Raw genomic sequence first — 26,331 nt, 5'->3', positions numbered from 1 at the left:
ATTTAAGCTTGGCTTTTCACATAATCTACCATTTCGATAATAGCATTGGTGAGGGTTGTAAGCTCTTCTGGTGTCGTGGAATAGGATGGCGTAAGATACATTACATTGCCAAGTGGGCGGATGAAAACACCATTGTCTATAAAGCGTTGACGGATGGCGGCGAGATCAAATCCGTTGACTAATTCCACAGCAGCAACAGCTCCAAGAATGCGTACATCTTTGATGTCGTTTCTGGCTGCCAGTGGGCGTAGTTCTTTTTCAAACTGCGCTTCAATGGTTTTAATACGAGCGAGTGCGCCTTCTTCCTCTAGAAGATCAATGCTTGCCATGGCAACAGCGCAAGCGAGGGCGTGACCTGAGAAAGTAGGGCCATGCATGAGCGCTTTGTTTGGGTCGTTATCGTGGAAAGCTGAATAGACTTTTGTTGTAACTGTTGTTGCCGCTAGGGGTGTTACGCCGCCAGTTAGAGCTTTGCCCATTGTCATAATGTCAGGTGTTACGCCTGCACCATTTGCTGCGAACATATGGCCTGTGCGACCAAATCCAGTGAAAATTTCATCAAAGATCAGTAGTGTATTGTGCTTATCGCAGACCTCTCGCAAGAATTGGAGTGCCTGCGCACTATGCATGCGCATACCGCCAGCGCCTTGGATGAGAGGCTCTATCATGATGGCTGCTATATCATTGCGGCTGGCGAGAATGTCCTCTAGAGCATCTCTGCTTTCTTGGTCTGTGGGAACGTCCAAAATTATCTGTTTATTCAAGGCCGGTCCGAAGAGAGAGTGCATGCCTTCTTCGGGATCGCACACGGACATAGCGGCGAATGTGTCTCCATGATACCCGCCATTGAAGGCGATAAATTTTGTGCGGGTTTTGCCAGTGGTGTTCATCCAATATTGCACAGCGACTTTCATCGCGACTTCTACCGCAACGGACCCTGATTCAACGAAAAAAGAGCGTGTTAGATCCCCAGGTGTAATGGCAGCAATACGCGAGGCTAATGTATACGCAGCTTTATGTGCTAACCCGCCCAACATAATGTGGGGCATGGTATCTAATTGTTTAATCAGCGCTTCTTTGAGTTTGGGATGATTATATCCGTGTACGTTGGTCCACCAAGAGCCGATTCCGTCAACTAATTGTGTGCCATCTTCTAGAAATATGGTTGCGTTTTGGGTATGAGATACGCCTGCTGGTTTAGGGTTGGTTTGCATTTGCGTGTAGGGTAGCCAGATGTGATCCAAACCTGTGTCTAGCCAATCTAATTTGGATGTTTCTGAACGCATTTTATACCACTTTCATATTCTTTGATGCAGTTTGCCGTATCACTCTAACCTATATTGAGGTCTGTCATTTCTCGTAAATCTGCTAATTCTCGCCAAGTTGATGAATTGAACGCATTTGCGCAAGCAAAACTCGACAATCTTCAAGCAAAAGATCTAAAGCGCGGCCTCGATCCCACCTCTCGCGGTGTCGGGGGGGCGATTGTGCGCAATGGAAAAGCGTCTATCTCCTTCTGCGATAACGATTATTTGGGGCTGTCACAAAATCCGCGTGTCGTTGCGGCGGCAGGGGCTGCGGCAATTCGCTATGGTGCTGGCGCGAGTGCATCGCGTTTGGTATCGGGTGATAGCCCGCTAAATCATGAGCTGGAAACGATGATTGCGCGGATGAAGGGGCTGGAAGCCTGCCGTGTATTTGGTTCTGGTTATATGGCGAATATGGGGACAATCCCTGTCCTTGTAGGTAAATCTGATGTCGTTGTGATGGATGAGTTATCGCACGCTTGTATGCATGCGGGGGCGCAGTTGTCAGGGGCTGAAGTGCGCCTGTTCAAGCACAATGATGTGTCTGATGCTCGCCTGCAAATGCAGAGCTTGCCTGCTGGTGCGCGTGTGCTTTTGCTGACTGAAACCGTATTCTCAATGGATGGTGATTTAGCACCCCTACAAGAATTGCAGGCACTATGTGAAGAATTTGGCGCATGGATGATGACGGATGACGCGCATGGGTTTGGCGTTATCAAACAGGATAATCCAGCGCTTATTCAAATGGGAACATTATCCAAAGCAGTGGGTGTGTATGGTGGGTATGTATGTGGACCATCCGCGTTTATTGAATTGCTGATTAGTCGTGCACGCACATTTGTGTTCACAACCGGATTGCCGCCACAAGTTCTAGGGGCTGCATTGGAAGCTGTGAGCATTATTGATCGGGATAAACAGCTTGCTAAAAGTGTGATGAGCAAAACCAAGGCCTTTACAGATGCGCTTGGTCTGCCAGCCCCGACGAGCACAATTGTACCTATATTATTAGGTGAAGCCAAAGTTGCGTTGGATGTGCAAGCTAAATTGCTTGAAGATGGATTTCATGTATCCGCAATCCGTCCTCCAACTGTCCCCGCAGGAAGTTCACGTTTGCGGATTGCATTTTCGGCAGCGCATGAGCTTGACGATATCTTGTCTCTAGCCGAGAGTTTGAAAAAACACCTGCCAAAAGGTGTGCTTCGGACATAAATATCGGGACGGTAAAGCATGAGTAGCGTTTTTATAACCGCGACTGGCACAGATATAGGCAAAACCTATACGGCGTGCCGCATGATTCAAGACTGGCGTGCACAAGGGCTAAAGCCTGCCGCTGTAAAACCGCTTATGAGCGGATTCTCTGAAAATGAGCTTGAGCAATCTGATGCGGGTCAGATATTGGCGGCGCTTGGAGAAGAGGTGACGCCTGAAAACATTAATCGCATTTGTATGCGTCGCTTTGAGGCTGCAATTGCCCCCAATCAGGCGGCGCGTGCTTTGGGGCAACCTTTAGACTATGATGACATTCTCGCCTTTATAAATTCGAGAGTTCTATTAGCAGACGGAGCGCCATTCCTCGTGGAAGGTGCGGGCGGAATTATGTCGCCTGTGACGGATACGAAATTGAACATTGATTTGATCGCAGATCTCGCAATGCCCGCCATATTGATCACGGCAAATTATCTGGGTGCAATTAGCCATACGCTAAGTGCGCTGGATGTGATGGATAAATGGGGCATTCCGATTGAAAAAATCGTTGTGACACGTCCTACAGAGCAACATGGTGCGCCAGAAATTCTGATTGAAGAATTGCAGCGCTGGACGAATGTGGACTTTTTTCAACAGACGTAAATTTAAGGTCCGAAAACAGCGAGATTGAATGTGTGGGTAACGCTATTTGAGTGTATTCAAACAGCGAGGGTTTCTCATGTCATTTCGATTTCACGCACTTTCTCCTGAACCTTTCCAATTTTTGTTCTCATTGTCCGATGAAGCGTTGGTTTCTCATAAGGCTGTGCGTTATACAGCGACGGCTTGTCCGGGTGCGCCATGCCGTGTCAGCCTTGAAGATGCGCGCGTAGGTGAAAGTCTTATATTGGTGCAATATGCGCATTTGCCTGTAAATTCACCCTATGCATCTAGCCATGCTATTTTTGTGAGAGAAGGTGTTGAACAAGCGCAATTGCGTGTTGGAGAAGTGCCGAAATTGATGCGCGAACGCTTGTTGTCTGTGCGTGCATTTTCCCAAGATCATATGATGATGAATGCTGATGTTGTGGACGGAATTAGTCTAGAAGAATGCATTGTTGGAATGTTTTCTCATTCTGATGTGGAATATCTGCATGTGCATTATGCAAAACCAGGTTGCTTTGCTGCGCGCGTATCAAGAGCTTGAGAGAATAGTTTCGGGAAAACAAGCATTATGCCCATTTGGGATAGCCTCTTCCCCCAGTGTTTCAAAATATCGGACAACTCCAATTATATTGATGATGCCGTCTTAATTTGATCGCAGCTGAGTGGCCTTGCGGTTGCACCATAGGGCAAATAAGCCGATTGGTCCGAGCAATACCCATTGTGGTGCGATGAATAGCTCGATTGTGGTTGGGACGAAGACACATGCCCATAGAAAAGCAAGACTAGAGGCAACCCACAACAGGCCAAAGTGGAATGCAGCCGCGCCGCCTTTCCAGAATACGAAGGCTGACCATGCCAGCAACACAGTGACTATGTGCCAGCAGGCATAGAGCACGGTTATTGAAGCGGTGGGTATGTTTGATGTGAGGAGGGGTTTTACAATTTCTTGCCCGCCCGCAAAGAAATGCAATGCAGCGACTGCAAGTGCTAAAATTCCAAGAATATACCGGCTCATCTTAGCTCCTAAATCTGGAAGATATATGCAGAAGACTATGTAAGATGGAGGGGTGGAGTCGTTGTGGTGGATTGTCCCGCGTCAAAGTGGCTGATTTAATCGCGCGGAATTGGACCTGGAATTTTATCGAGACCAAACATAGCCAATTGTAGGCTTTTGCCTATGCGTTCTGCGCGGACATAGAAATAATCTATCGCGGCGGGTGTCGGTGCTATGTCTTCCAATGTCTGACGAAAGAGTTTGAGCCAGATATCAAAATGGGGTGGGCGTGCATCGGTTACGTCCATATGTGCGGGTATGGGGCGGCCTGAATAGGTGCCTGTGTTTAGCGCAACCGAGGACCAAAATTTTTTAAGCGTTGCTAAGTGAGCCGGCCAGTTGTCACCGATTTTGTCATTGAAAATTGGTCCGATTGTGGGGTCTGTGCGCACAGAGTCGTAGAAGGTATCGACAAGGCGGCAGATGAAAGCTTCATCAATACCCATAGCATCAGCGTCAGCTTGGATTTGCGCGCGGCGCTCTTGGGTGGTTCGTTGAATGCGGCTCATGTGCGGGCTCCGTGCAGAATAGGAGCTATATTAGCGTTAAAAGCTTGATCAGCACACGCGACCAATTGCGCCTGTGCTGCCCCTATTTTACTTTAAGCTTTCAATTTGTCGGTTGTATCTATCAAATCTTTGATGACGCTGCCAAAGAGCGCAAGCTGACTGTCGTTTATGAGGGCACCATCTTCATTGAAAGCATTGAAGCCATTTCCTATCGCGGCCTGATTTGGCACGACATGCACACCTAAATTGCCAAGTAGCATGCGCAGAGGCACAAGCACGCGCATACCACCAAGAGCTCCGGGAGATGCGCCAGCGATGGCAGCGACTTTGCCTTTAAAAGGCACCCAATGCGGTGCAGGCTCTGGGCTTGGCCGCGTGATCCAATCAATGGTGTTTTTGAGGAGTGGGGAGTAGGCGCTATTATATTCTGGCGAAGATATAAAAAAACCATCATGCGCATCAAATAGCTGTTTTAGCTTTTGTGCATTTTGCGGCATGCCATTCTCAGCTTCAAAGTCTTCGCAGAAAATAGGAAGTTCATAGTCTTTCAAGTCTATGAATGTCGCGTCTGCGCCCATCTCCTTTGCCAGAATACTTCCATATTTTGCGAGTTTCTTATTGCAGGATTCTTTGCGGGCGCTGCCGGCGAGGAATAGGAGTTTAGTCATTTTAGGTTCCGTTCAGACTGAGGAAGAGCGCCACTAGAAAGCGGGCTGTAAGAAAAGGTCTGTGTGTTGCGCCCTAATATGGGTGAGTTTGCGTGAGGATCAAGCACGTTTTTAAAGGTCAGATCACCCGTTTCATAAACGAAGATATTAATGAGCATATTGGCGTGTTTTGAGGCAAAGATAATAAAAACGCGTAGAAAAAAGTGTGTGGAATATGCCACGTTTCATTGTTTCGTGCAGTAGTTGAAGGCGGTTTTTAGGCCGGAATCAGGGCGATTTGCCTAGCTGACTGCCATATGAATGAAAAGTTAGTTTACCATTCAAAATGTGCTGATAATAGTCCGCGCCTCCTCCCAATATAGGAACGTAGATTATGAAAAAATATTTAGTTTCAATCGCTTTGCTCTCTAGCGTGAGCGCAACAGCATTTGCAGAAGAAGCAAACCAAGGTTGGTCTGGTGAAGGTCAATTAAGTGCCGGTCAGACTTCAGGTAACACTGATACACGTGACATCGGCTTTGGTCTGAAATTGGCTAAAGAGTCCGGCAAATGGACTTATGCGGGTGAAGCATCTGCTGACTATGGTGAGATTGACGGTGTTGAATCTAAAAACCGTATTTTTGCTGCTGCAAACGTGGACCGTTTGATTACAGACCGCATGTTTGGTTTTGGTAAAATTTCACACGAGCGTGATGAGTTTACAGGTTTTGACTCTCGTACATTCGCAGGTGTGGGTCTTGGGTATCACGTGTTTGACGGTGACCGCACAAAGTGGACCGTGCGTGGTGGTCCGGGTGTGAAATATGATGAAGTGAAAGCGATTGTGGTTGAAGGTCAGCCTACAATTCCTGCTGATAGCGAAACATCTTTCTCTGTGTTTGCAGGATCAGACTTTTCACACGCAATCAATGAAATGGTGACATTCTCAAACCTCACAAGTGTGGTTTACGCAGAAGAGTCTACTCAACTTGTGAACACAGCTGCTGTGACATCTAAGTTCAGCGACAAGCTGTCTGGTCGCGTATCTTATGAAGTGCGTCACGACACAAACCCACCAGCAGGATTTGAAGAAACAGATTCAGCAACACGTTTGTCATTGGTCTACGGATTCTAAAACTGACAAACTGCTAATTGTGGTTCTGAAGGACACCGCGTCAGAGATGGCGCGGTGTTTTTTTGTTTAGGTTTGCTGATGTAGGAGCCTTGTTGAGGCGCGCGAATACGGCGTTAGGCAGATGAAATACTGTCAGTTTTAAAGAAAGAAACGCGAGGAAATTTAATTTTTGAAATTAGAAAACTTAAATTTAAGTCAAAAAATGAAGACATGCAGATTGCTAGAAAACTTCAAGTAGGCGGGTGAAAAATATTAGGGGGAGTGGAGGATTGTGTTGCGAGAATAAATGTCTCAGCATCATGATGGACCGCCTCAAAGAGAGACGATTTGAAAGGTTGAAGCGCTGGCTCACCTTTAAAATACGTGCACTGGAAGGGCAATTTTACAGTATATTGCAGTGATGAGTGTGCGCGGAGGGTGCCATGTCTGATGATGTGTTCTTTTGGTTCATCTTAATCGGGTTCGCTGCCCAAATTGTCGATGGAACAATGGGCATGGCATATGGCGTGATTTCCAACTCCGCCATGATCGCGATCGGTATGCCGCCGGCGCACGCAAGCGCAAATGTGCATGCAGCGGAAATGTTCACCACGGCTGCTTCAGGTGTTTCACATGCGCTTGCAAAGAATGTGGATTGGAGCGTGTTTTGGCGTTTGGCCGTGTTTGGCTCAATTGGGGCAATTGCAGGTGCATTGATCGTTAGCCTTGTGCATACAGAGCTTATTCGTCCCTTTATTGCGGCTTACCTTTTTTGCATGGGGATTGTGGTGATTGTGAAAGGTTTGCGGCCTGTCAGCAGTCACGTGCAGATTAAGCGCGTAGGCGTGCTAGGATTGTGCGGCGGTATGGCTGATACGATAGGCGGTGGCGGTTGGGGGCCAGTTGTCGCTTCTAGCCTAATCGCCAAAGGAGGCGATCCTGGGAAAATGGTTGGAACGGTGAATCTTGCTGAGTTTTTCGTGACGGTTGCAGCGTCTATTTCTTTCTTGGCAGTGTTGGGGCCTAGCTTTGGTAAAGCTGCGCTTGGGTTACTGGTCGGAGGTGTTATTGCAGCACCGATAGCGGCTTGGGCAGTTGGGCGATTTCCAAAGAAATGGCTTACACTTGGGGTTGGGTGTGCGATCTGTTTGATTAGTCTTTATAATTTGCACCGCTCAATTTTTTGAAGATGTTGTTTAGGTGTTGCACTATTTAATTTATTTGTTAAATAGTTAAATAATGAGCATTCAAGGACTTCAAATATTAAAAGCGTTGAGCAATGAAAGTCGCTTGCAGATATTGCAATGGCTTAAAGATCCAGAAGCGCATTTTGAGCCGCAAGTAGATGGCGATCTTGTTAAGGATGGTGTCTGCAGCGGTAGAATCGCGGACAAGTTGGGCATTAGTGCGCCTGCGCTGTCAGCACATATGAAGTTGTTGACGGATACGGGATTGGTGCGCGGTGCTAAAATTAAAGGCTGGGTCTTCTATAAGCGTGAAGACGCCCAAATAGCCAAAGCGCTGGCCGATATATCTGACACGATTTAAGGGGTGGGTTATGAAGACAGAGCAGGAATTAGCGCTATTAGCTGATGCTGATGCGCGTGCAGCACGTTATTTAGAAAGCGTTGAAACGCGGCGTGTTTTTCCCGATAAATATGCAATCGCTGATCTTGAGCAATTGGGCGGAGTCTTTCCTGAAACATCAAGTGATCCATCGCACACACTTGAGCTGCTGGATGTTGTTGGCGGCGCGGGGGCCGTTACGTCTAATGGTCCCAATTATTATGGCTTTGTGATCGGTGCGACTTTACCTGTAGCGGCGGCGAGTGACCGACTGGCAGCTGCGTGGGATCAAAGTGCATCTAGCCACTTAAATTCACCTGCTATGGCAAAGATTGAAAAAATTGCGGGCGGTTGGTTATTAGACGTTTTAGATTTGCCGCGTGAAGCGGGTGTCGGATTTGGAACAAGTGCAACAGCGTGCGGAGTGTCTGTTCTTGCAACTGCGCGTGCGGGCTTACTTGAGAAACTGGGCTGGGACATTGCGCAACAAGGTCTTGCGGGTGCGCCACTTATTCGCGTGGTTGTGCCTGAGACAGTGCACGTTACCGTAAAGAAGGCGCTGAAATTGTTGGGCTTTGGGATGCAGAATGTGATTTTTGCACCGGTAGATGATCATGGCCGAATACTGCCAGAGCAATTGCCGGATATTGATGCACAAACCATCCTTTGCTTGCAGGCTGGAGAAGTAAATACAGGAGAGTTTGACCTGTTTGATCAAATTATTCCGGCAGCGAAAGCCAAGGGTGCTTGGGTGCATGTGGATGGAGCTTTTGGAATTTGGGCGCGTGCGTCGAAGCAGAAAAAACATCTGACAAAAGGAATTGAACTTGCCGATAGCTGGACAACAGATGGACACAAATGGCTGAACACGCCTTTTGATAGCGCTGTTGCGATTTGCCGTGATAAGTCTCTGTTGTCGCGTACGTTAAATGCAGATGCTGTGTATTCTTCAGCTGAGGATGATGCGCAAAAGAACATCACTTTGGAGTTTTCTCGTAAAGCGCGCGGTCTTGGCTTTTGGGCAGTGTTGCGCTCCTTGGGGCGGGAAGGTGTGGATGCGCTCGTGGACCAATATTGCGATTTAGCACTGGAGGCGGCCGCTGGTATTCGGGATTTGGGTATTACTGTTCATAACCGCGTCGTACTTAATCAGGTGTTGTGCAGTTTTGAAGATGAAGTGAAGACGAAAGATTTTCTTGCTGCTGTTCAGGCTGATGGTGAGGTGTGGTTTGGTGCGAGTGTTTGGAAAGGTAAGCCTGTATTTCGTATCAGCGTGTCTTCATGGCGCACGCAGTCAAGACACATTCAGGGCTTGATTAAAGCAATGTCCAAACACGCCTAAAAGCGATGTTTGAAGCTATTGCGATGTCTTGTTAGCCAGGCGTTGGATTGCTTGGGTTTTGACGTAATCAACAGCAGGTGCAATCTCGTCTAACTTGCTTTGGTGTGTTCCATTTGCTGTTTCCAGGAATGTAATTTTGGAACCGTCATTTTCTTCTTGAATGGTGATGGTCCATATCACCGTGACAGCCATGTTTTGAAGCGGGCCAAAAGGTGCGTTTAGCGTCAATTGTTTGTTTTCCATGACAGACAAAATTTGACCGTGAGCTATTGATCCGCCCTGCCAGTCTTCGCGCCATAATCCACCCGCTTGTACGTCTAAAGAGAGGTTGGCGCTGCTGCCAGAATATGTGTGATCTGGGTGCCACCATTGCGCTGGATCAATAAGGCGTTGCCATATTTTTTCGGGGGGAAGGCTGGAAGTTGCTTCCTGCTTTATGGTGTAGTGATCGGATTGCTTGTTCAAGATATCCGCCGACGCGGATGTGGCAAAACCCACGGCAAATAGGCTTGAAGCTAGGAATGCACGAGGTATGCAGGTCATATTTATCCTCCTTCGAGTAAAGTCAGATATTATACCAAGATAAGTTTACATCAATGAGTTATGCGAGGTATATATTATATTGGTCCTACCATTTTCGATTATTGGTATTTTAAAGTGGTTGACTGCTCGGGGCGTACTTGCCAAGTTTCCCCTGAGGAGGAAATTTAAGATGCAATATAAAAAGGCCTTTTGTAGAAGCGTTGTTGCTGTTTCGGCATTTTTATTCACTGGGCAAGCTGGATATGCGCAAGAAAATCAAGCTCCATTTGAGTTGATCGACTGGTATTTGGGGTTACCTATTGATGAAAATGGAGACGGGAAGTCAGATACCATCAGTGAAAAAAAGTTAGCAGACGGTTGGACGGATCCACGGTTCTTTTATTATTCTGAAGATGGTGGCATTACATTTCGCGCTCCAGTCCATGGGGCGTTGACGTCTAAAAATACGACATATGTGCGCACTGAGTTGCGAGAAATGCTGAGACGCGGCAATACCAAAATTAAAACATCTCAACCAAGCAAAAATAATTGGGTGTTATCGACGGCACCTCGCAAGGCACGAAAAATGGCCGGAGGTGTGGATGGTGAATTACATGCGACACTTGCGGTTAATCATGTAACGACGACAGGTGAGCCACATGAAGTGGGGCGCGTTATTATTGGGCAAATTCACGGCAAAGATGACGAGCCAGTGCGGATATATTATCGCAAGCTTCCTGAGAATAAAAAGGGGTCACTTTATTTTGCGCATGAGGTGAAAAGCGATGGAGAAGATCGTTTTTTCAACCTGTTGGGGGATCGTGCAAATGATGCTGCAGACCCTGTCGATGGTATCGCTTTGAATGAACGTTTTTCATATACAATCGTCGCGTTTGGAAATGCGTTAGAGGTGAGCATTTTGCAAGATGGAAAGGTTCTTGTGCGGCGTCGTATTGATATGAGTGCGAGCGGATATGATGCTAAAGATGAATATCTATACTTTAAGGCGGGTGTGTATAATCAGAATAAAACGGGCGCAGAGGATGATTATGTCCAAGCTACATTTTACGAACTCACCAACAAACATGCGCGGCCACGTTAGAGTTTAGACAACGTTGACATTTTCAAGCCGCCATTTCAATTTAGCTGTATTGTTAAATAGGGCTGGAGGGTGTTTGCGTGTCTGAGAGTTTTAAAAAGCGAGGCGCTGGCGCTGTGTGTGCTGGTTTGTTGCTGTCTACACTTATTATGGGGTGTGCGAAGTCTTCATCCGATGTCCATGCGCTGGGCGAGAGTTTGCAAGGTGAGAGCCTGCTGGATACAGAGTTATCACATTGGGACCAATATATCAGTTTCAAAATACCCGACACTTACGCTGGAGATGAAATTCTGGATGAGCATGGTGTGCCGGTAGCGCCAATTGGACTGAATCCAAAAGACAATAAGGGTGTTTTTTCAGTTATTGAAGAAGAAGGCGAGCCGGTGCTGCGGGTAAGCGGTGAATATTATGGCGCTGTTATTACGAAAGCCTCTTTCGATAATTATCATCTGCGATTGCAGGTGAAATGGGGAGATAAAAAATGGGAGCCGCGCACTGAAAAATTACTCGATACAGGAATTTTATATCACTCAGTTGGAGCTTACGGAGCTGAGTATTTTCGTAGCTGGATGATGTCTCAAGAATTTCAAATCATGGAAGGCCATATGGGGGATTATTGGAACCAAGCCACTTCGGGCATCCAGATTAAAGCTTATCCGCGCGAATATATCATGAGCCCGATTGCGGATGCGCGGGCTGAATGGCTAGATGCGGGAGGGCGTGAAGGTGAAGAAAAATACGTGATGCGGTCGGCAAATTATGAAAGTCCAATGGGGGAATGGACGACATTGGATTTAATTTGTTTTGAGGGCCAAAGCCTGCACATCGTGAATGGTGAGGTGGTGATGGCTCTGCGTAATTCGCACTATATCGACAAAACGGGACAGGAAATTCCCATGCAAGCTGGGCGCATCCAACTGCAAAGTGAAGCAGCAGAAGTGTTTTATCGCGATATTAGCATTGCACCACTTGAAGAAATGCCGGGCGAATATATGGAATATTTTGAGTGACCTTGGATATTTAAACTAAGCCTAACTAAAAATGCAATTCATTCTCAAATAGTATTGCGAATGAATTGCATTTGTAATAGATGATCCCCATTAAAGTTTAATTATCTGGGGTCTGAGTTATGGCGTTTAACAAATTTACTCTGTCTGTTTCATTGAGTGTTCTAGCGATGGCGCTATCGAATGCCTCTGCGCAAGAGGTGGAGGAGAAGCAGTCTGTACAAGATACAGTTGTTGTTGTCGGAGCGCTGACAGACATTGATATTAATTCTGAAGATTTAGAGCTATTCCAAGCTGCTAGCCTTACCGATGTGTTTCGTTCTGTGCCTTCTGTTAGTGTTGGCGGCGGCGTTGGATTGGCCCAGAAGATATATATTCGCGGGCTTGAAGACACCATGATCAATGTGACGATTGATGGTGCGCCTCAAGGGGGGACGCTGTTTCATCATATCGGGCGCGTCAATATCGAGCCTGAATTGCTCGAGCAAGTACAAGTGCAGACTGGGGCGAGTGAGGCAACATTTGGTTTTGGGGCCATTGCAGGTGCGATACGCTTTAAAACCAAGAATGCGAATGATCTGCTAGAGGAAGACAAATCTTTCGGTGGAAAAGTTAAAGCCACATATCTATCAAATGACGGGTATAAAGGGTCAGCAAGCCTGTATGGACGTATTACTGACGAGATTGGAATTATCGGTACGTATGTTTATTCTGATGCTGAGAATTACAAAGATGGTAATGGTGACGAAGTCTATGGAACGGGCGCAAGTCAAGAACTAGGTTTTGTCAAATTAAGTGGTGATTTTGATAATGGCCATTCTTTCTCCCTGAGCTATGAGCACCGTCAGGAAGAGGCGGATTTAGGAGAGCGTCCCAATTGGCCGGTCCTAGCTGATAGCCTGCTATTTGAATCCGAAGGTACACGGGGCACCGCAGTCGCAAACTATGGATATGAGACTGAGGCAGGAAATGCCGTTCAATTGACTGGTTTTTGGTCCAACACTGAGTTCTTTCAGGGGCGTACAAACCGCTGGGGTGAATACGGCGCTGAAATTGAGACAATTGGTTTCGATATCCGATCAATTTTGAATTTAGGCGGCCATGATATTGTCGCTGGGTTTGAGCATCATCAAGATAAAGTATCTGGTCAATATCTTGCCGATTATGAGACTTGGAGTGCGTGGTCATGGGATCCCAATACGGGATATTTTGAAGAGCAAGGCAGCTTATTTGGAGCCTATATTCAAGATAAGTGGAGACCGTTTGAAAAGCTTCTTCTAACTGCTGGCGCTAGATTTGATTCCTATGATTTGGATATGGAAACTTATGATGAGTCGACGAGAAGTGATGGGTTTAGCTTTAATGGTGGCTTAGACTACGCGGTTTTGGATGGATTGAACTTCAACATTGGGTATGCCGAAGCCTTCCGCGGAAAAGAAATCGGTGATGGGTTTACTTTGGAACGCGGTCCTAATCGTCTACGTCTGCACCCAGACCTTCAACCAGAAACCGTTGGAAATTTCGAGACAGGATTTGTTTATACAAAGGGCGGCTTTAAAGGTTCAATTGCATATTACGACATGCAGATTGATAATGTGATTTTTGATCAAATCGGCAACAGTTCTTTTGCAGAAGACTCGATTTATGCGGATCTTAGACAGGACTCCTTCTTCTACGATAATATCGGGACTTATGACTCGACTGGAATTGAAGTGCGCGCTGAATACCAATCAGGCCCGTTCTACGTTTCTGCATTTTACAACCAAAATGACTCGGAGCTAAATGGTCGTAAAATCGAAGGATATGAAGAAGTGGGTCTTGGAACTTCGGTTGGAGACAATTGGAATTTGACAGCCGGATTTACGCCGAATGATCGGTTATCATTTCAAGCGAGTTTGACCCAATACTTGGATCTAAATGACATTGAAACGCTCTATCGTGCTGTTGAGTTGGGATGGATTGATGAGACACAATTTGTCGATAAGCCGGGCTATACTGTTGTAGACTTGTTTGCGACATGGCAACCGTTTGAAACGGAAATGGTGGAGTTTTCAGCTGCTGTTTATAACCTATTCGATGAGCAATATTTAGCGCATGCAAGTGTGGCTGATTATAACCATATTGCAGGCTGGGAAGGTGTCTCAGGAGTGGCTGAGCGTGGTCGCGATATTCGCGTAACAGCCGCGCTTAAATTCTAATGCAGTTTGGAAGATTTATGCTTCCCAAAGGCCGGACCATTGCGCGTGCATGGCATAAATGGTTCGGCATCCTTATCGGGGGATGGCTTTTTCTGCTCGCTTTGAGTGGATGTGTCATCACTTGGTATGGAGAAATAGATGCTGCCCTCAACCCAGATTGGCGTGTTGCGGTGCAAGAGCACGCGCCATTGGCAGATATAGAGCAGATATTGTCATTAGCGGATGAGAAATTTGATGCGCTTCATATGAAGCTGACGAATTATCCAACCGAGCAGGACAATGTGTTTTTGTCTATTGGCCAAGCTGAACGAGATGGCGAGTCGCTCTCTGTTGAAGTCTTCTCACATCCTTACAATGGTCAGGTTTTAGGGTGGCGCACCTCAGGAGAAATTGACTTTAGCAAACGAAATATCATCAATTTTTTCTATGGACTTCATATAGATTTTTTACTCGGCCCCTGGATGACGACGATTATCGGATTTATGGGGCTGGCTTGGTGTATTGATCACTTATTTTCCATCTATCTATCCATTCCAAAATTGAAAAAATGGAAATCTGCTTTTGCTATCTCGGGCAAGTTGGGCAGTTTGCGGAATTGGTTCGATATGCATCGGTCTTTGGGGATGTGGATGATACCCATTACCTTTACTGTAGCGTTGACGGGTACAGTTTTGGCTATTCCGACACTTAGTCATCATGTGGTGGAGGTTTTCTCAGAGCCAACAGGCCGCCTTCACTATGATTGGAAAGATCCCGCCGTTGAATTAACGAATGGGCGTGTGGGGGAAGTTGTTGAAGCGTCAGGCATCCCTGCAAGGGACATTCATAGTATCCGGTATTTTCCCTACACCGATGCGATTGCTATTCGAACTTACGATGAGAGAGATTTGGATGATCAGGGACGGATGTGGTCATATTACCGAGTTTCAACAGCGCAATACATTGATCAAAGGCATGATAATGGTTCGACGGCTGGCGATGCTTTCTTTGCGTGGCAGTACCCGCTTCATTCAGGCAAAGCATTTGGGCTTACAGGGCGGATCATCGTCTTTGTATCTGGATTAATGACAATGTTTCTCTGCGGAAGCGGATGGTATTTGTGGCTTAAAAGACTACGGAAATGATAAGGTAGATTGATAGGTGCTAGCTCAATTCGCCAACGCCTATAAACCTATCCCGCTTCACTCACTGCCGTTTCATAAGCGTCGAGTGCTTCTAGCCAATCCATTTCGGATGTTTCGGCGATTGCTTCTTGGGCGGCACGCTCTTTCATGAGTTCGACAAGGCGATCGGAAGAGGGAGCAGGGCCGGCAAGCTCTTCGTCGATTTTTGCTATTTTTGCCTGCGCATTCTCTAGTGCTTTTTCGGCTTGCTCGGCTTTTCGCTTGAGGGGAGCTGCGGCCTTTCGGGCTTCAGATGCGCGTCGTTTTTGTTCATCCCGTTCCGCTTTTGTGAGGGCTGCGGGTTTTGTATTGGTAGGTGTTGTTGATGTTGGTTCAGGTTTAGACACGACATTTGTGTTTGGGATGTCAGTCCCGTTTGGCTTTTTTGAGTTTTTGGATTTCTTCTCTGATTTATCGGCGTTGTGGGCAGCAGGCGCGCGATCTGCCTGCATAACTAATTTACGATAATCGTTGATGTCACCATCATAAGGTTTGGCGCGACCGTCCTTTACTAGCCATAGACTGTCTGCTGTAGCCTCGGCCAAATACACATCGTGCGTAATGAGCAGCACAGCGCCTGGGTAGTCGTTGAGGCCGTAAATCAATGCTTCGCGGCTATCTATATCAAGGTGGGATGTCGGCTCATCAAGAATGAGGATATGTGGCGCTTCCATGGCTGTGAGGCCAAGCAGGAGGCGAACTTTCTCTCCCCCTGATAGCTTCTCAACTTTGGTTTCGACTTTCTCGTGCGGGAAACCCATCGCAGCAGCAACGGCACGCTGACGGGGCACGGCTGTATCTTTTGGAAGGGCGTGGCGGATGTGGTCCAACACTGTTTCGCCCATGCGCAATTCATCCATCTGGTCCTGCGAGAAATACCCGATTTGAATGGACTTTGCGCCAATGACGTCACCAGCCATGAGCGGTAAAAGTTTAGCGATAGATTTAACGAGCGTGGTCTTACCTTGGCCGTTAGTCCCGACAATGGCTATGCGGTCGTCAGGGTCCATGCGGAGTGTGACATCGGATAAGATTTTTGCGTCTTCTCCGTAACCAAGATCTGCATCTCGCAATTCAAGCAAAGGCGGTGCAAGTTCATCCTTTGGACCGGGAAAGTTGAAAGGTGCACACCGCTCTTCAATAGGAATTGTGACATCCTGCATCTTCTCTAGCATCTTTACACGAGACTGAGCTTGGCGCGCTTTAGATGCTTTGGCTTTGAAGCGGTCCACGAAGGCTTGTAGGTGAGCTTTGTTCTTATCTTGCTTCGCTTTTTGCGACTGGAGCTGCTCAACTTGCTCAGCACGCTTTTTCATCCATGCATCATACCCACCAACACACAAAGAGAGCTTTTGGTGTTCAAGAGCTATCGTGTGTGTAACACAGCGATTTAGGAGGTCTCTGTCATGGGAAACGATTAATACAGTGTGTTGGTATTTGCGGATATAACCTTCCAGCCACGCGGCACCTTCAAGATCAAGATAATTGGTCGGCTCATCTAGCAGTAGCAAGTCGGGTTCGGAGAACAATACGCCGGCGATTGCAGCGCGCATTCGCCAACCTCCGGAAAATTCACGGGTAGCGCGTGAAAGGTCATCATTAGTAAAACCAAGCCCCATCAACACTTCAGCGGCACGCGATTCAGCGGTCCATGCGTCAATGTCAGCTAGGCGCATATGGATCTCACCAATGCGATCTGGATCAGTGGCTGTTTCGGATTCTTGCATTAGAGCATGGCGTTCTTCGTCACATGCTAGCACGACATCGAGAATGGTTTGGTCGGATGCCGCGACTTCCTGTGCGACCCAGCCCAGACGTGCGCCTTGGTTTAATTTGATCGGACTGTCAGCAGAGGGCTTTGCGATCTCTTCGCGGATAATGCGCAGTAGCGTGGACTTACCTGTTCCATTGCGGCCGACAAGGCCAACTTTCCAGCCGCTTGCGATTAGCGCGTTGGCGTTTTCAAACAAGGGGCGGCCCTGAATGGCGAATGTGAGATCAGAAATTTGTAGCATGGCAAGGGGTGTAGCGCCGCGCACGCAGATAGCAAGAGTTTTATAGCCATGTAGGTGAGGGAAAAGACAATACGGGGCTCGCGCAGACAGCTCGGAGGGGGACATTCAACAAGCTGAGAGGGGGATTTGCGAGCCCCGCAGGGATTAAAGATCAGCCTTAAACGGGGCAGTTTGGGGACTGATCCTCAATTCACTATTGTCCATATATGAGGTGTTTACAGGGGTGTGTATTCCTCATGAATTGGAATATGCGAATGGATTGGGGCATTTTCAAGTCAAAGAAAAATAAGTTGGATCACATTATGTTTATTTTGAATTTATCGCTTGTTGGCGCGTATTTCTGCGGCAAATAAGTGGGGGCATATTTTGCAATATGTGATTGTGAGTATGTAGACTTTATGGTAAATGGGCGACTTGCTTTATATGCAGCTATACTGCGCGCATAAGAGGAAGAAGTTGCTATAAAGCAAGATGCTCCTCTAATTTCCGGTGATTGAGCTATTGATGAGATTAAAGGGCGGCATGATATCCGTGAAAAAGAGCCTATGAGCATTATTATTCGTGAAGCTGGCCTTGATGATATCGCTCCAATTGTTGAACTAGAACAAGGTTTTGCAGCGGAAGATAGGTTTCCTGCGAAAACATGGTTGCGGCTCATGCAGGGGCATAGCTGTGTACATGTGGTCAAGAAAGATTTGAAACTTGTTGGTGCGGCTGTGCATCTTTTTCGTAAGGGAAGCTCCGTTGCGCGCCTTTATTCCATTTCAGTTGCTCCAGAAGCGCGAGGGCAAGGTTTAGCACAACTTTTAATGGCGCATGGTGAAGATGTGGCACGAGAAAAAGTGTGCACGCGTATGCGCCTTGAAGTGCGTGAATCCAATGAGGCTGCAATCTCGCTTTACAAACGATCTGGTTATCGCGTAATTGCGAAAATTGAGGGCTATTATCCAGACGGAGAGGCGGCCCAACGCATGGAGAAAGTCCTAACATGACAGATTGGGTTGTACTGGTTGAATCAGCAAGTGATATTACGCAAGCTGAAACGCCGCATAAAGTTTTGCGGGTATCTGATTATGTGACCAAACCGTCATTATTTGGTGGTCGTCGACCCTATATTTTGAATCTGTCTCGTTCATATGCGTATCAGTCAGAGGGCTATTATGCCTCTTTGCTTGCTGAGGCTCGCGGACATCGGGTTAGCCCGAGCGTTCACACCATGGTCGAGCTTTCAAAGAAAGAGTTGTATCGTCATGCGCTACCAGAGTTAGGGGAGCGTTTGAAAGAAGCGCTTGGTAAGGGTGCGCCTAAAGTCGAGAGCCTATTTATTGCTTTCTCTAAGCCAGAAACGGCAGGGTATGAACGCCTTGCGCGGGAGGCTTCTGATTGGTTTCGTACACCTGCGCTAGAAGTCGAGTTTGATGAGGCTGCGCCACATGGTATTAGCAAGATTAAAATGGTTTCTCCGCACAAGCTAAAAGCGGAGCGCCGTCAGTTCTTTCTCGACTCCATGCAGACTTACACGAGTGGTCGCATTAGCCAACCTAAGACGCGCCTTCCAGCAAAATGGTCATTGGCTGTGCTGGTAGACCCAAACGAGAAGATAGCGCCTTCCAAGCCTGCCTCCATTAAGCGGTTATCTGATGTCGCTGCTAAGATGGGTGTTGAGGTCGAGATAATAGATCCAACTGATTTGCCAAGTTTGGCGGAGTTTGACGCGTTATTTATTCGCACGACTACATCTATCGATAATTTCACCTATAAGTTCGCGCTACGCGCTGAGCAAGAAGGTATGCCAGTGATCGACGATACGCAGTCAATGATACGGTGTACAAACAAAGTCTATCTTAAAGAGATATTGGAAAAAGCACATTTGCCTATTCCTGCAACCGAAATCTTAGATAAAAAATCTGATATGCAAGCTGTTTTTGAAAAGCTTGGAAATCCGGTGATTTTGAAAATGCCCGATGGTAGCTTTGGCACAAATATGCACAAAGCAAAATCTGTGGAAGAGCTGACAAGCATCACAAAGAAATTGTTTGATGACACGGCGCTTGTGATTGCACAGGAATTCATGCCGACTGATTTTGACTGGCGTATTGGGGTGCTCAATGGAGAGCCTTTGTATGCGAGCAAATACAAAATGGCGCGTGGGCATTGGCAAATCATCAAACATGGCGACGGAGGCAAATTCACTGAAGGTGGTTTTGAAACCATGCCTGTCGAAGATGCGCCGCCGGAAGTCGTTGAAGTTGCAGTGCGTGCAGCGCGTTTGATCGGTGAGGGACTCTACGGGGTGGACCTCAAGGAGACAGAGAAGGGCGTGGTTATCATTGAGATAAATGATAACCCATCAATAGATCATGATGTTGAAGGTCAATCTATGAAAGATGAGCTTTGGCGTCGGATCATCTCGTGGTTTTCTACACGTCTTGAGCAGCGGATGAATAGGTAGGTTTCCTCCCCTTACAATTGACAAAAGATATATCATTCTTTCTTGTGGTGTTAACACAGTGGGAGGAATGAAGATGGATAGACGTTCGGCATTAAAACTTTTGGGTGCAACAGCGGCAAGTATGTCGGCTGGCGCGCTGGGAGGCTGTGCGACCACGCAGCCTATGCATACGCCATTTGATGTAAATAACCCTGAAGACCTACATCTCATGCATAGAAAGCTTGCTTATACGCTGGATGATCGGCTGGTGTATTGGAATATAGATGCTGTGAGGATGGGGTTTAGGGATGGGCAACTCACGCCATTTTGGAACATGCATGTAGGTTTGATTTATAAGATCGAAGACATTTCGCAGTTTCGCTATCGCGTGAACTACTTCATGAAAATATTCTATTCAGACCTTAAAACAGGCAAGTTGCTTGAGACATTTGATAATCCATATACTGGCGAGACACGTGAAGTGATGCAGCCAAAGCTTGTGAAATCTAAGAGCGTGTTTGGCTTAAGAGGTATCGAACGCCCTGAAAGCAAGGATGGAGATGAAAGTAAGAACGGTCCTTCCGTACGTCATGATGAGATCGGTCCTGCAAAAGTCATCGGCGATGATGTCTGGCTAAATTCAGATTCCGTGTTTCGTGCAGAAACGCCTAACCGTTTTGGGCATCTTGTGCAGGTTAATGATTGGTCTACATATCATGGGTCAATGCGTCAGATTTCTGACCCGAATGTCATGAGTGCACCTGCCACACATACTTTCAATGATCTCAACACTTTCAACCATGATTGGGTGGGAATGAAAGGGGTGGATGCATGGTCTATTTCACGCGGATTTGGCAGGAAAAGTCACAATGTCGATGGCATGCCAGAGGCTTGGAAAGCGTTTATGGCTAAAAACCATTCGGATATTCTCTCTGATAATCCGGACTTTTCTTGATCTTTATCTGAATAAAAGCGGCGTCACTAGCAGGTGTCGCCGTTTAAGGTTTTGTGTTGATCGTAATATTTGGAATGCTGAGTTTAAAGTAGCTTAATTGCGTATCCTGGACTTAAATCATATGCGTCTGCGCTGATGGCTATGTTTGTAAGTCCAAGTGTACATAGCTCAGAAACGATTGAATCTGATAAGTGCTTTTTCTGAGCGTCAGTTCGCCCTGCGAGAAAACGGATAGTGACGTGGATCACATCTCTATCGGCAGGTAATATTTGATGTTCGATGAGTGTTGCGCGCGTTTTTACTTTTTCAGGATCAAGCAAGCCGCTGTTAATTGCGCCCTGATGTGCTGTTTGGGTAATTTTCTCTACGGAAACTTTCGTGGCGAGTCTCTTGGAATATTCAACAATGCAATCTGGCATGTATTACCTCTATATATATTGCGCCGACTATATTTCGGTCCTACCAAATTTCTAATCAGATGCATACCTATTTGGCGGCATTGGTATAGTATATTGATGTTGGAGTGTGAACGCCAGGCGCTATATAGATGTTTTGGTGTAGGCGGGGTCCAGATCTTTAATATCAACTGTTAGGGTCGTTGATGACAGTTCTAAGGTCTTCAAGTTGGATATCATGGTTTGTGCAAGGTGTTGTCTTTGCTGAGGTGTTCTGCCTGGGAGAATCGCAACTGTCACGTGAATGAAGTCAGGGTTCCCGTCATGATCTGTGTAACAATCAAATGGGAGCGCTCTTGTTTTGACAGTTTCAGGTTTGAACAAGTCAGAAGCAATTGCTGCGGCTTGCACGGTATCTACAAGTTGTTTGGGAGAGATGTGTTGGGCAATCGGTGCTGAATATTCAACGAGACAATTAGGCATTGGGGAGAGTTCTCACAGATGGGTTTTTACAAAAAAACGGCGACGCTATTTAGAGCATCGCCGTTTCTTAATTTGCGATCAAGCAAAAGCTTGAGGCCTGTTCTTTAGTTAACTTTAGACATTGCGTCTTGGAAGTTAGCGGCAACTTTGTCGATAAAGCCTTCAGTTGTCAGCCATGACTGGTCGGCACCAACCAATAGCGCCAAGTCTTTTGTCATGTGGCCAGATTCTACAGTTGAAATCACTGTTTCTTCTAGTAGCTGAGCAAAGTTTGATAGTGCTTCATTGCCATCCATACGACCACGGTGACCAAGTGCCCGTGACCAAGCAAAGATAGAAGCGATAGAGTTTGTAGACGTTGCTTCGCCGCGCTGGTGAGCACGGTAGTGACGTGTCACTGTACCGTGAGCCGCTTCAGCTTCTACTGTTTTACCATCCGGCGTCATAAGAACAGAAGTCATTAGACCAAGTGAGCCGTAACCTTGAGCGACTGTGTCGGATTGAACGTCACCATCATAGTTTTTACATGCCCAAACATATCCACCAGACCATTTCATGGCTGCAGCAACCATGTCATCAATCAAGCGGTGCTCGTAAGTTCCGCCAAACTCTGCGAACTTGTCAGCAAATTCGTTATCGAAGACTTCTTGGAAGATGTCTTTGAAGCGACCATCATATTTTTTCATGATTGTGTTTTTGGTCGACAAGTATACAGGCCATTTGCGTTGAAGGCCGTAATTCATTGAAGCGCGTGCGAAGTCACGGATTGAATCGTCAAGGTTGTACATGCCCATAGCGATACCGGCTTCTGGGAAATCATAGATTTCGTGCTCAATTGTTTCAGAACCGTCTGAAGCTTCCCATTTCATGGTTAGCTTACCTTTGCCAGGCACGAGGAAATCAGTTGCGCGGTACTGGTCACCAAAAGCGTGACGGCCGATAACAACAGGCTTCGTCCAACCAGGAACCAAACGTGGTACGTTTGAAATCACGATTGGCTCACGGAAAACCACACCACCAAGAATGTTGCGGATTGTACCGTTTGGCGAACGCCACATTTTCTTTAGGCCAAACTCTTCAACGCGGCCTTCATCTGGAGTGATGGTCGCACACTTAACAGCAACACCGTATTTTTTTGTCGCTTCTGCTGCGTCGATAGTGATTTGGTCGTCTGTCTCGTCACGCTTTTCGACTGAAAGGTCGAAATATTTAAGGTCGATGTCGAGGTATGGAAGGATAAGACGCTCTTTGATCATCGCCCAGATGATGCGAGTCATCTCGTCACCGTCCATCTCAACAACTGGGTTATCTACCTTAATCACGGCCATGCTTTTGTCCTTCTATCTATTTTTATGGAGAGACGGGTAATCGCTCCGAATGGCATAATTTGCGTTTTGCTATAGCAGAGGGACGACACCCGTCAAAGGAGAAGTGCTAAACTTGTTGAGAAGTGAGACTATTTAGCAGGATTTTGAGGGGTATTTTTGCAAAATCTAAGCGGTCATAAGTGTTGCGATGTTGACTTTTATCGAAAAACGATAAATAACATCTCTAATTTCGCAGACGCTTTTTTGGAGAATGCCCCATGCCCAAATATTTTGCACCCCTTTTTTTATCAACGGCTTGTTTCGCACTTGTTGCAGCATGTTCGGCTTCTGCAGATTCAGACCTCAAGATCAAGGACGATATCCAAGTTGCAGATGCGCAAGGCGTAGCTGACGGTCTTGTAGATATTCAAGACTTCGTTGGAGTGCTTACTGTGCGTACATCCTCTGACGGGAAGTATGATGCGAAACTACAGCAGGGTGCTTTGGTTGAGGCAGGTAAAATTGATGCGATCAAAGTAGATCTTGCGTCAAATGGTGTGCGGGTGACGGGCGATGATGATTTAAAAATTAGTCAATGTAAGTCCAGCAATGGCAAATATCGACTAAAACTAAAGGGCGATAAACTGCGTTCAATTGATGAGTTTCCCCATTTAGAAATCACAATGCCAACCAATTCAAACTTAGATCTTGAATTGAAAAGTGGAGTAGCGCGCATTGGAGATTTGCACTCAACGTCTGTTATCGTGAACGGATGTGGCGATGTGTTTTTGCAAGATGTTTCCGGATTTGCCGATTTTCAAGTAAATGGAAGCGGGGACATCTCTGCAGAAAATATTGGTGAGCTTTCTGCTGAGGTTCGTGGTTCCGGTGATGTGAAAGCAGAAAACATATCTGGAAAAGCTGTTCTCGCCATTAAAGGATCTGGCGATATTAGTTTAGAAAATATAGCAGGTCATTTGTTCGCATCAATCATGGGATCTGGTGATATCTACTCTAAAAGTGCTCAAGAAAAAGCACTGGTTGATATTCGTGGTTCTGGGGACGTGACTGTGGACGGGGGACAATTCCAGTCTGTTGGCGTGAGTGTTTCGGGTTCTGGTGATGTATTAATCGATGGCAAAATTGAAGACTTGAACATTTCTATCAAGGGATCGGGAGATGTTGAGACCGGTCCACTAAGTGGTTCGCTATCGGGTGGAATTTCTGGGTCAGGAGACCTTGTGATCGACGGGCGTCATATTGCTTATGAAAAAGGGCAATGGCAACGCTAAGTAATTGAACTTAATATAAGAAATAGTCTCAATAATTGGAATTATATAGCTGTCATGAAAAATCCACATGTTTTTTGGGATAAAGCTGCGCCCAAATATGCTAAAAAGAAAATTGATAATTTAGCCGGATATGAAGCGACGCTGGCGCGGACAGCAACATATTTATCTGATCAACAGCAGGTATTGGAGATTGGGTGTGGAACGGGGTCGACAGCGCTCTTGTTGGCCAACCGTGTGCGCCATTTTACGGCTACTGATTACTCCGGCGGCATGATTGAAATTGGCGCGCGAAAAGCAAAAGATCAAGGTGTTACAAATATAGCTTTTCTACAAGCTGATGTATTTGATGAACGTCTTGCGCCTGAGTCATTTGACGTGGTGATGGCGCATAATTTGTTTCATTTATTAGACAATCTGCCCAAGACGCTGGAGCGCGTAAGCCAGTTGCTTAAACCCGATGGTTTGTTGATTAGCAAAACGCCTTGTGTGGGGGAGATGGGACCATTTATCAAAATGGTGCTGCCTGTAATGAAAATGATGGGTAAGGCCCCTTATGTGGACACATTTAAAAAGTCCGATTTGGAAGCAATGGTGCGAGATGAAGGCTTTGAAATTCTTGAAAAAGGGTCGTACCCGGAGAAATCTTCAAGCTTGTATATCGTGGCCAAGAAGGGATAGCCCGACCTTTGAGAGATGAAAAAGTCGTTTGAATTCAAGAATAGACTTGACGAAACCCGCATGAAAATGGTTGCCCTTTTTGTATGACACATATTCAAACGACTTCCGAACCAGCGATTATTCTCGTCTCTCCACAAATGGGAGAAAACATCGGCGCGGCGGCGCGGGTGATGGCGAATTTCGGATTGACGGATTTGCGTATAATTAATCCGCGTGATGGCTGGCCAAACTCTAAAGCTGATACGATGAGTGCAGGTGCGTTCGATTGGGGCGTGTATGCGCGGGTGTATGATACACTGGAAGAGGGTATAGCTGATCTAACATATGTGTTGGCAACAACAGCGCGTCCACGTGGAATGGAGAAGCCAGTTTTTAATGTGGACCAAGGAATTGGTGCGCTGGTGTCACGGCCTAATGTGGGCATTGGGGTGATGTTTGGTGCAGAGAAAATGGGTCTGTTAAATGAAGAAGTCACGTTGGCGGACGCAATTTTAACTTACCCTGTGGATCGCTCGTTTTCGTCGCTGAATTTGGCGCAGGCTGTGGGTGTGTTTGCACATGCGTGGGCGGCGAGAGATAATGCGGTGACACCCGAAGAGTTTGCGGGTGTGGGGGATGTTGCACGCCGTGATGAATTAATGCGTATGTTTGAGCATTTTGAAGAAGAGCTTGATCGTGCAGGATTTTTCTTTCCCGAAGAGAAGCGCCCTGTGATGACACAAAACATACGTAGTGCTTTGATTAGAGCGCAATGGACACGCCAAGAAGTGCAGACATTTCGTGGTGCTATTAAGGCATTGGCGGTGGGACGTGGTAAGGCGCGTGTGCAGCGCGAGGATTAAAGCCAGCGGCGTACGCGGGCTTTGTATCTTGTGAAGGCGTCTCCAAATATGCGATGCGCGTCGCGCTCTTCGTGGGGGATGTACCATCTATCTGCAAGTACAAAGAAAATGCCAACAAATACGAATCCACTATATTGATTGATATAGAAAACAGATCCGATCAGTATGATTAGAAATCCTATATAAATAGGATTGCGCGTGAGGCTGAAAATACCCGTTGTAATTAGGTTGTTTGGCTCTCGAAAAGCTTCAATATTGGTGCGGTGTTGACGGAATTTATAAGCAGATAATCCCATTATGAATATGCCGATCAGGGTGAGTGCTACCCATGTGATGGTGCTTAGGTCTTGGGATGTTATCGCTCTGCTTGGCAGGTGCTTACCTGTCAGATACATGCCTGCTAGGCACATGATAAAATGCAGCGGCGGAAGCTTTATAATGTGAAGCATCATATCAAAATCTCACAGGAATTATAATTATATTTGGTATATCATGGCGTTTCGGAGTATAAAAATCTCATAAAAGAAATAAATATAAAAAATCGGGACGAGCAG

27 protein-coding genes are annotated in these 26,331 nt (G+C 46.5%); 17 read left to right on the top strand and 10 right to left on the bottom strand.

Going from position 1 to position 26,331, the window contains the following annotated elements:
* Positions 1-2 precede the first annotated feature (2 nt).
* Positions 3-1,286, bottom strand: coding sequence for an adenosylmethionine--8-amino-7-oxononanoate transaminase (locus tag ACFQS8_RS09150; protein WP_382167020.1), 1,284 nt, complete (start codon positions 1,284-1,286; stop codon positions 3-5).
* A gap of 105 nt (positions 1,287-1,391) precedes the next feature.
* Between ACFQS8_RS09150 and ACFQS8_RS09145 the strand changes: the two genes are divergently transcribed.
* The 3 genes from ACFQS8_RS09145 to ACFQS8_RS09135 all read left to right on the top strand — a co-directional run bounded on the left by ACFQS8_RS09145 (position 1,392) and on the right by ACFQS8_RS09135 (position 3,699).
* A complete protein-coding gene (locus ACFQS8_RS09145) occupies positions 1,392-2,516 on the top strand; it encodes an aminotransferase class I/II-fold pyridoxal phosphate-dependent enzyme (RefSeq protein ID WP_382167019.1) in 1,125 nt (374 codons plus the stop codon).
* Between the two features lie 18 nt (positions 2,517-2,534).
* Positions 2,535-3,155 carry a dethiobiotin synthase gene (gene bioD / locus ACFQS8_RS09140; protein ID WP_382167018.1) on the top strand — a complete coding sequence of 207 codons (621 nt, stop codon included), beginning with the start codon at positions 2,535-2,537 and terminating at the stop codon, positions 3,153-3,155.
* A gap of 76 nt (positions 3,156-3,231) precedes the next feature.
* A complete protein-coding gene (locus ACFQS8_RS09135; RefSeq protein WP_382167017.1) occupies positions 3,232-3,699 on the top strand; it encodes a DUF1203 domain-containing protein in 468 nt (155 codons plus the stop codon).
* Positions 3,700-3,801: 102 nt separating this feature from the next.
* On the opposite strand, the gene ACFQS8_RS09130 is transcribed toward ACFQS8_RS09135, so the two are convergent.
* From ACFQS8_RS09130 to ACFQS8_RS09120, 3 genes are all read right to left on the bottom strand, one after another.
* Positions 3,802-4,173: a hypothetical protein gene (locus ACFQS8_RS09130; RefSeq protein WP_382167016.1), complete on the bottom strand. Its 372-nt coding sequence runs from the start codon at positions 4,171-4,173 to the stop codon at positions 3,802-3,804.
* Between the two features lie 95 nt (positions 4,174-4,268).
* On the bottom strand, positions 4,269-4,721 hold the full coding sequence (locus ACFQS8_RS09125; protein ID WP_382167015.1) for a group III truncated hemoglobin: 453 nt from the start codon (positions 4,719-4,721) through the stop codon (positions 4,269-4,271).
* Between the two features lie 92 nt (positions 4,722-4,813).
* On the bottom strand, positions 4,814-5,389 hold the full coding sequence (locus tag ACFQS8_RS09120; RefSeq protein ID WP_382167014.1) for an NADPH-dependent FMN reductase: 576 nt from the start codon (positions 5,387-5,389) through the stop codon (positions 4,814-4,816).
* 373 nt (positions 5,390-5,762) lie between these two features.
* On the opposite strand from ACFQS8_RS09120, the gene ACFQS8_RS09115 reads away from it, so the two are divergent.
* The 4 genes from ACFQS8_RS09115 to ACFQS8_RS09100 all read left to right on the top strand — a co-directional run bounded on the left by ACFQS8_RS09115 (position 5,763) and on the right by ACFQS8_RS09100 (position 9,390).
* The gene (locus ACFQS8_RS09115; RefSeq protein ID WP_382167013.1) at positions 5,763-6,503 is read left to right on the top strand and encodes a DUF481 domain-containing protein; all 741 of its coding nucleotides are present in this window, start codon (positions 5,763-5,765) and stop codon (positions 6,501-6,503) included.
* A gap of 422 nt (positions 6,504-6,925) precedes the next feature.
* The gene (locus ACFQS8_RS09110; RefSeq protein WP_382167012.1) at positions 6,926-7,669 is read left to right on the top strand and encodes a sulfite exporter TauE/SafE family protein; all 744 of its coding nucleotides are present in this window, start codon (positions 6,926-6,928) and stop codon (positions 7,667-7,669) included.
* Between the two features lie 52 nt (positions 7,670-7,721).
* Entirely contained in the window at positions 7,722-8,030 is a 309-nt protein-coding gene (locus ACFQS8_RS09105) for an ArsR/SmtB family transcription factor (protein WP_382167011.1), read from the top strand.
* 10 nt (positions 8,031-8,040) lie between these two features.
* On the top strand, positions 8,041-9,390 hold the full coding sequence (locus tag ACFQS8_RS09100) for a pyridoxal phosphate-dependent decarboxylase family protein (protein WP_382167010.1): 1,350 nt from the start codon (positions 8,041-8,043) through the stop codon (positions 9,388-9,390).
* Between the two features lie 15 nt (positions 9,391-9,405).
* Here ACFQS8_RS09100 and ACFQS8_RS09095 read toward each other — a convergent pair whose 3' ends face one another.
* The gene (locus ACFQS8_RS09095) at positions 9,406-9,933 is read right to left on the bottom strand and encodes an SRPBCC family protein (protein ID WP_382167009.1); all 528 of its coding nucleotides are present in this window, start codon (positions 9,931-9,933) and stop codon (positions 9,406-9,408) included.
* Positions 9,934-10,102: 169 nt separating this feature from the next.
* Between ACFQS8_RS09095 and ACFQS8_RS09090 the strand changes: the two genes are divergently transcribed.
* From ACFQS8_RS09090 to ACFQS8_RS09075, 4 genes are all read left to right on the top strand, one after another.
* A complete protein-coding gene (locus ACFQS8_RS09090) occupies positions 10,103-11,014 on the top strand; it encodes a polysaccharide lyase family 7 protein (RefSeq protein ID WP_382167008.1) in 912 nt (303 codons plus the stop codon).
* Positions 11,015-11,091: 77 nt separating this feature from the next.
* A complete protein-coding gene (locus tag ACFQS8_RS09085; RefSeq protein ID WP_382167007.1) occupies positions 11,092-12,021 on the top strand; it encodes a 3-keto-disaccharide hydrolase in 930 nt (309 codons plus the stop codon).
* A gap of 119 nt (positions 12,022-12,140) precedes the next feature.
* Positions 12,141-14,216 (top strand): TonB-dependent receptor domain-containing protein, encoded by a 2,076-nt coding sequence (locus tag ACFQS8_RS09080; protein WP_382167006.1) that lies wholly within the window; start codon positions 12,141-12,143, stop codon positions 14,214-14,216.
* Positions 14,217-14,233: 17 nt separating this feature from the next.
* Positions 14,234-15,340, top strand: coding sequence for a PepSY-associated TM helix domain-containing protein (locus ACFQS8_RS09075; protein WP_382167005.1), 1,107 nt, complete (start codon positions 14,234-14,236; stop codon positions 15,338-15,340).
* A 47-nt stretch (positions 15,341-15,387) separates the two neighbouring features.
* Here ACFQS8_RS09075 and ACFQS8_RS09070 read toward each other — a convergent pair whose 3' ends face one another.
* Positions 15,388-17,394 (bottom strand): ABC-F family ATP-binding cassette domain-containing protein, encoded by a 2,007-nt coding sequence (locus ACFQS8_RS09070; protein WP_382167004.1) that lies wholly within the window; start codon positions 17,392-17,394, stop codon positions 15,388-15,390.
* Between the two features lie 545 nt (positions 17,395-17,939).
* On the opposite strand from ACFQS8_RS09070, the gene ACFQS8_RS09065 reads away from it, so the two are divergent.
* From ACFQS8_RS09065 to ACFQS8_RS09055, 3 genes are all read left to right on the top strand, one after another.
* On the top strand, positions 17,940-18,386 hold the full coding sequence (locus tag ACFQS8_RS09065) for a GNAT family N-acetyltransferase (RefSeq protein ID WP_382167003.1): 447 nt from the start codon (positions 17,940-17,942) through the stop codon (positions 18,384-18,386).
* Positions 18,383-19,846 carry a RimK family protein gene (locus ACFQS8_RS09060; RefSeq protein WP_382167002.1) on the top strand — a complete coding sequence of 488 codons (1,464 nt, stop codon included), beginning with the start codon at positions 18,383-18,385 and terminating at the stop codon, positions 19,844-19,846. The genes ACFQS8_RS09065 and ACFQS8_RS09060 overlap by 4 nt, the downstream gene beginning before the upstream one ends.
* A 73-nt stretch (positions 19,847-19,919) precedes the next feature.
* Positions 19,920-20,780, top strand: coding sequence for a twin-arginine translocation signal domain-containing protein (locus tag ACFQS8_RS09055; protein WP_382167001.1), 861 nt, complete (start codon positions 19,920-19,922; stop codon positions 20,778-20,780).
* Positions 20,781-20,863: 83 nt separating this feature from the next.
* Here the strand turns inward: ACFQS8_RS09055 and ACFQS8_RS09050 are convergent, their stop codons facing one another.
* The 3 genes from ACFQS8_RS09050 to ACFQS8_RS09040 all read right to left on the bottom strand — a co-directional run bounded on the left by ACFQS8_RS09050 (position 20,864) and on the right by ACFQS8_RS09040 (position 22,986).
* Positions 20,864-21,199 (bottom strand): 5-carboxymethyl-2-hydroxymuconate Delta-isomerase, encoded by a 336-nt coding sequence (locus ACFQS8_RS09050; RefSeq protein WP_382167000.1) that lies wholly within the window; start codon positions 21,197-21,199, stop codon positions 20,864-20,866.
* 120 nt (positions 21,200-21,319) lie between these two features.
* On the bottom strand, positions 21,320-21,658 hold the full coding sequence (locus ACFQS8_RS09045; protein ID WP_382166999.1) for a 5-carboxymethyl-2-hydroxymuconate Delta-isomerase: 339 nt from the start codon (positions 21,656-21,658) through the stop codon (positions 21,320-21,322).
* Between the two features lie 104 nt (positions 21,659-21,762).
* On the bottom strand, positions 21,763-22,986 hold the full coding sequence (locus ACFQS8_RS09040; protein WP_382166998.1) for an NADP-dependent isocitrate dehydrogenase: 1,224 nt from the start codon (positions 22,984-22,986) through the stop codon (positions 21,763-21,765).
* Between the two features lie 257 nt (positions 22,987-23,243).
* On the opposite strand from ACFQS8_RS09040, the gene ACFQS8_RS09035 reads away from it, so the two are divergent.
* From ACFQS8_RS09035 to ACFQS8_RS09025, 3 genes are all read left to right on the top strand, one after another.
* Positions 23,244-24,257 (top strand): GIN domain-containing protein, encoded by a 1,014-nt coding sequence (locus ACFQS8_RS09035; protein ID WP_382166997.1) that lies wholly within the window; start codon positions 23,244-23,246, stop codon positions 24,255-24,257.
* A 54-nt stretch (positions 24,258-24,311) separates the two neighbouring features.
* On the top strand, positions 24,312-24,935 hold the full coding sequence (locus tag ACFQS8_RS09030; RefSeq protein WP_382166996.1) for a class I SAM-dependent methyltransferase: 624 nt from the start codon (positions 24,312-24,314) through the stop codon (positions 24,933-24,935).
* A gap of 83 nt (positions 24,936-25,018) precedes the next feature.
* Positions 25,019-25,777 (top strand): RNA methyltransferase, encoded by a 759-nt coding sequence (locus ACFQS8_RS09025; protein WP_382166995.1) that lies wholly within the window; start codon positions 25,019-25,021, stop codon positions 25,775-25,777.
* Here the strand turns inward: ACFQS8_RS09025 and ACFQS8_RS09020 are convergent.
* A complete protein-coding gene (locus ACFQS8_RS09020; RefSeq protein WP_382166994.1) occupies positions 25,774-26,229 on the bottom strand; it encodes a methyltransferase family protein in 456 nt (151 codons plus the stop codon). The genes ACFQS8_RS09025 and ACFQS8_RS09020 overlap by 4 nt on opposite strands.
* Between the last annotated feature and the right edge of the window lie 102 nt (positions 26,230-26,331).

Origin of the sequence: Hirschia litorea (assembly GCF_042665075.1) — a bacterium.
Taxonomy (GTDB): domain Bacteria; phylum Pseudomonadota; class Alphaproteobacteria; order Caulobacterales; family Hyphomonadaceae; genus Hirschia; species Hirschia litorea.
Note: the sequence above shows the minus strand (reverse complement) of the source record. Positions and strands in the feature narration are given on the sequence as shown.